This is a genomic window from Jatrophihabitans lederbergiae, assembly GCF_031845305.1.
GTDB lineage: Bacteria > Actinomycetota > Actinomycetes > Mycobacteriales > Jatrophihabitantaceae > Jatrophihabitans_A > Jatrophihabitans_A lederbergiae.
In genome coordinates this window covers 1-4,433 of sequence record NZ_JAVREH010000108.1, presented here as the reverse complement: position 1 = coordinate 4,433, position 4,433 = coordinate 1, and the positions used below count along the sequence as shown (strand labels likewise).

The following is a 4,433-nucleotide window of genomic DNA, read 5'->3' as shown; positions in this document are numbered from 1 at the left end:
GCCACAGCTGCCGCCCGTACTCGCACGCGCCCTCAAGCGCTTCGTCCAGTCCCGCTATCTGCTTGTCAGGGTCAGCCTGCTTCTCCGCGCCGGCAAGATGCGGTCTGCAAGCGTCCAACACGCTGGGCATCGGGACCGGGATAGGTTGCTGCATGAGCACTCTCGCCTTTCCTGGAAAGTCCACCGGGGGCGTACTACATGCATACCGCAATAATTGCTTAGAGACAAGGTCAGGCAGGCCTCAGCGCTGCACCCGTGTCCCTACCGGCAGTCGGCATAATAGGGGTCGGCACACGCGTCGGAACGAGGCCGGCGCTCGCGCTCCGAACCATCGCGCCTCGCCATATTTGCCGCTGCCACGGCAGGGAGTTGAGTCAGTGACTAGGGAAGCACAATCGAAGGCCGCGACGACGAAGCCCGCGGCAGCGGAGGTAGACGAGCTGGTAACAGCCCTGCTCACCGCTTCCCGGGTGCTTGTCGGTGTGTCGGCCCAATCGTTGGCCGAGATCGAGGACACCGTGACGGTGACTCAATTTCGCACGCTGGTGGTTCTTGATGGTCATGGCGAGATGAATCTCAACGGCCTTGCCGAGCGACTAGGCGTCACGCCTTCCACAGCGATGCGCATGATCGATCGCTTGCTGGCCGGGCAGCTCGTCACCCGGCGCGAGAACCCCGACAACCGTCGTGAGGTGGTCCTGGCGTTGACGGCGCAGGGCGAGAAGCTCGTGCGGCAGGTGACTGCTGTTCGCCGTCGAGAGATCACCAAGATCGTTACCGGGATGCCGGCGGCACGTCGTATGCAACTCGTCACCGCGCTACGAGTCTTCGCCGACGCAGCCGGCGAACCGGAGCCTCGACCCGAACTCCTTGCCAGCTTGGGTTGGTAGCTAGGCGCGGGAACGACAAGCAACGTCGCCATGACTGCTGCGGCCGTCTGAACCGTTTCACTGCAGTACGATCAAGCCGACGATGCCGAGCAGGTACACGAAGAGCACCACGATCGAGTCGACTCCCATGCGGGCGATCTGCTTGGCAGGTCGGAAGATCAGTCCAGCCATGTAGATGACGGTGAGGAGCGCTCCGAGGGCAGTCAGGTAGATGTCGCTCCTCCCTGCAGCGGGCAGCACGGCGTCACCTGCGAGCACAGTGGCTGGCAGGAAGAGTACCGGCAGGAAGGCGTTACCACCGAAGATGTCGCCGATGGCGAGTTGGTAGTCGCCCATGCGGGTAGAGGTGATGCCGGTGGACAGTTCAGGCAGCGACGTGGCTATTGCCAGAACGGTCGAGCCGAAGAGGATGCCGGACAGGCCGAGGTTGCCGAAGAATCGCTCACCGCTGCGTTCGATCGTCACTCCGGCCACCAGGGTGGCCAGCGCTGAGACGGCGAACACCACCGCCGCACGTCCGGTGCTCATGCCCTTCTTGGTCGCGGCGGCTTCCTTCTTCGTCCGGCGAGTGCCACGCGCTTCCGGCTGGGTATCGGGTGCGTCGCCTGAGTCCGACCACGGAAGGTGCCCACTGGCCCGGTTGATGAGAAGCAGCCCGATGACCCAGACAACGGCGATTATCACCACATCGGGCGTGAGGCGAGCCGTCAGCAGCGATGCGGGAAGCTGCGAGCCTGCAACGACGATGAGCAGGACCGCCACGACGAGCGCGCCTTCGAGCACCAGCACCAGGCTGGCAGCTTGGTAGGTCAGCGGCTTGCGCGCGCGTATTCCGAACGCGTCCAGGGCGACGAGCACGACGGTCTGCACAGCGATACCACCGAGAATGTTTCCGACGGCCACATCCAGATGGTGGGACAGTGCTGCGCTGACCGTGATCGCGATCTCAGGAAGGTTGGTCGCGACGGCGAGGAGGACGAGACCGCCCAGCGCCGAGCCGAGGTGCAAGCGCTCGGCGAGCACGTCGGTGGTGTCCGACAGCTTTACCCCGGACACCCAGATCACCACTGCCGAGGCGAGGAAGATCAGTAGTAGCAACCATGACGGAAGACCGCTCACGATTCAGCCTCTCTCATAACGGGCGACGTCGGGAGGGCGGACCCAGACACTGTGGTTACGTGCATAGTTGCAATCATTGCAGTTAACGTGGGTGAGAGCAACCTTTGCGCCTATGCATGTTTCGGCTCATACTGTTCGCGTGAATTCCGGGACCGGTGAGAGCTCCACGCCCGCTGACGATGCTGACCTCAGCAGGCAGGTGGACGCCGTGATGTCCGCCGCCCGGGTCCTCGTCGGCGTGGTGGCGCAGTCCATCGCCAAGGTGGAAGACCGGGTGAGTCTGCCGCAGTTCCGAGTCCTTGTGATGGTCGCGACCAAGGGCCCCTCGAACCTCAGCGCAGTCGCTGAATCCTTGGGCGTGCATCCCTCCAACGCCACCCGTACGGTCGACCGCCTCGTCACCGCCGGCCTGCTCGACAGGCGCGACGCGCCCACCGACCGGCGGCAGGTATCACTGACGCTCACCGAGCAAGGCAAGCAATTGGTGGACTCCGTCTTCAGCGAGAGGCGGGCGGCGGTTCAGCAGGTCGTGGCAAAGATGCCGCGAAGTAAGAGGCAGAAGCTTCCCGCTGCGCTCGAGTGCTTCGCAGAGGCGGCCGGCGAAATTCCCGAGGACGATATCGGGCACTTGGAATGGAACAACTGAATCATCCCTGCTGTCGACGGCCGTCGACAGCAGGGATGAAGCGGGGTTCCTGCAGGCAAGCTTGAAGTGCCCAGTACGCCGCTGTCACAGTGAGCGGATGACGGATCACGAGTACGCAGACGATTTCACCGCCCTCGCTGAGTTGGCTGAGGCCTTCACCATGCTGGTGGCAGCAATGCACGGCGGTGATCCAGCGGTGCTCACGGCCGACCGAGTCGTGGCTATGGCGAGGCCATGCATGCCGCGAGCTCAGCACGCTGCGTTGATCATCCGTGACGGCGATCGAGTGGACACTGCCGCTCATACACATCCGATCATCCGCACGATCGACAGCATCCGCGCCGACACCGGAGAGGGCCCGGGCTTGGACGCTCTCGAGACAAACGACATCGTCATAAGCGGTGACCTCGAGTCCGATCCGCGTTGGCCGAAGTACGGCGCGAAGGTCACGGCCGAAACAAGCATCCGCAGCATCGCCGCCTACCGCCTCTACCTCAGTTCGCGGCACCGAGCCGCCCTGATGTTCTATTCGGACTGGCCTGACGCCTTCGACGACCTCGCGATAGCGACCGGGGCGATTTTCGCCGCGTACTGCTCTCTGACCGTTACCAACAACCTGCTCTTCGAGGAGCCGATCCGCCCGCGACGAGCAGCGGACGTTCACCGGGAAATCGGCGTGGCCATCGGTATTTTGATGACGACGAACAACCACACGACTAACAGTGCCGCGGCACACCTGCACCGAGCAAGCCGCCAACTTGCCCAGACGCTCCCGGACACAGCTCGACACGTCATCAATCATCGTGGGCTTCCCCCCGCTGCTTCTGCCGACGACAGGCGGCGGTAGCGGCCCTTGAAGCTTCGCCGAAAGGATGCTCGTAAATCTCGGAAGGAGCCAGGTGGGCATCGACATAACAACGAATCCGGGGCCGAAGTGCACCGAAACGACCTGCGTCGGCACCATGGGCACATGACGTGTGAGCCACCCGACCATGAAACGGCGAGCCCCGAGTCGTCGCCGGCTGAAGAGGCCCCATCGAGCTCCTGCAACGATGGCAACGATTCGGAGCGACGTGGCAGGTTATCGATCGGACTGATACCTGCGTCACCATCTCGCTGTGCCGCTGCGACGGCGGTGAGGAGGCGCAGCGTTTCAGCTCCGCCGATCCCGAACTCATCGAATGGCTGGGCGCCCGTACGGACAGCGGCGGGAGCCGAGGCTCCGGCAAAGGCGGGTGAACGTACCCCCCGGGAGGCTGATTGGGCGCGTGAAGACCCCATTCGGATGACCGGTTGCCCAGACAGTGCGGTACATTTGACGGCGCTGGACCGGCGGTGGGGCTCGCCGGATCAACCGCCACATAGCTGTGGCCAACAGTCCCTACCTGATCGCCATGGCGTATGCGCCTGTCCAGGTAGGAGTGAGCCCACGATGAGTGAGATCCAGCAAGCCGACGCCCAACCGATCGATCCCGATGTCGACGTTACGGTGGACCGACCAGGCGGCGGTCGCGAGGCGTCGGTGGTGGCTGTCATCGCTGCCGGCGGCGTGGTCGGTGCCGCGCTTCGGTACCAGGCGGGACTGTGGTGGCCCACCCGCACAGGCACGTTTCCTTGGACGACCTTCGGCATCAATGTCGTGGGATGTGCCCTGGGGCCTTCGCCCCGAAAAGTGGACACGCGATTTGATTGTTATGCGGCCGGTCGTAGCGTAGCCGCGGTGGTGGTGTTCTCGTAGGTGATCGGGCTGCGGTAGCCGCAGGCGGAGTGCCGGCGGC

At 64.0% G+C, this 4,433-nt stretch carries 5 protein-coding genes; 4 read left to right on the top strand and 1 reads right to left on the bottom strand.

Annotation, left to right across the window (positions count from 1 at the left end):
• Positions 1 to 497: 497 nt before the first annotated feature.
• Positions 498 to 890 (top strand): MarR family winged helix-turn-helix transcriptional regulator, encoded by a 393-nt coding sequence (locus RM423_RS24060; RefSeq protein WP_311425573.1) that lies wholly within the window; start codon positions 498 to 500, stop codon positions 888 to 890.
• Between the two features lie 57 nt (positions 891 to 947).
• Here the strand turns inward: RM423_RS24060 and RM423_RS24055 are convergent, their stop codons facing one another.
• The gene (locus RM423_RS24055) at positions 948 to 2,009 is read right to left on the bottom strand and encodes a sodium:calcium antiporter (RefSeq protein ID WP_311425572.1); all 1,062 of its coding nucleotides are present in this window, start codon (positions 2,007 to 2,009) and stop codon (positions 948 to 950) included.
• A gap of 211 nt (positions 2,010 to 2,220) precedes the next feature.
• Between RM423_RS24055 and RM423_RS24050 the strand changes: the two genes are divergently transcribed.
• From RM423_RS24050 to RM423_RS24040, 3 genes are all read left to right on the top strand, one after another.
• Positions 2,221 to 2,655 (top strand): MarR family winged helix-turn-helix transcriptional regulator, encoded by a 435-nt coding sequence (locus RM423_RS24050; RefSeq protein ID WP_311425574.1) that lies wholly within the window; start codon positions 2,221 to 2,223, stop codon positions 2,653 to 2,655.
• A 97-nt stretch (positions 2,656 to 2,752) separates the two neighbouring features.
• On the top strand, positions 2,753 to 3,502 hold the full coding sequence (locus RM423_RS24045; protein ID WP_311425571.1) for a GAF and ANTAR domain-containing protein: 750 nt from the start codon (positions 2,753 to 2,755) through the stop codon (positions 3,500 to 3,502).
• Positions 3,503 to 4,087: 585 nt separating this feature from the next.
• Positions 4,088 to 4,393, top strand: a complete 306-nt coding sequence (locus RM423_RS24040; RefSeq protein WP_311425570.1) for a FluC/FEX family fluoride channel — start codon at positions 4,088 to 4,090, stop codon at positions 4,391 to 4,393.
• Positions 4,394 to 4,433 lie beyond the last annotated feature (40 nt).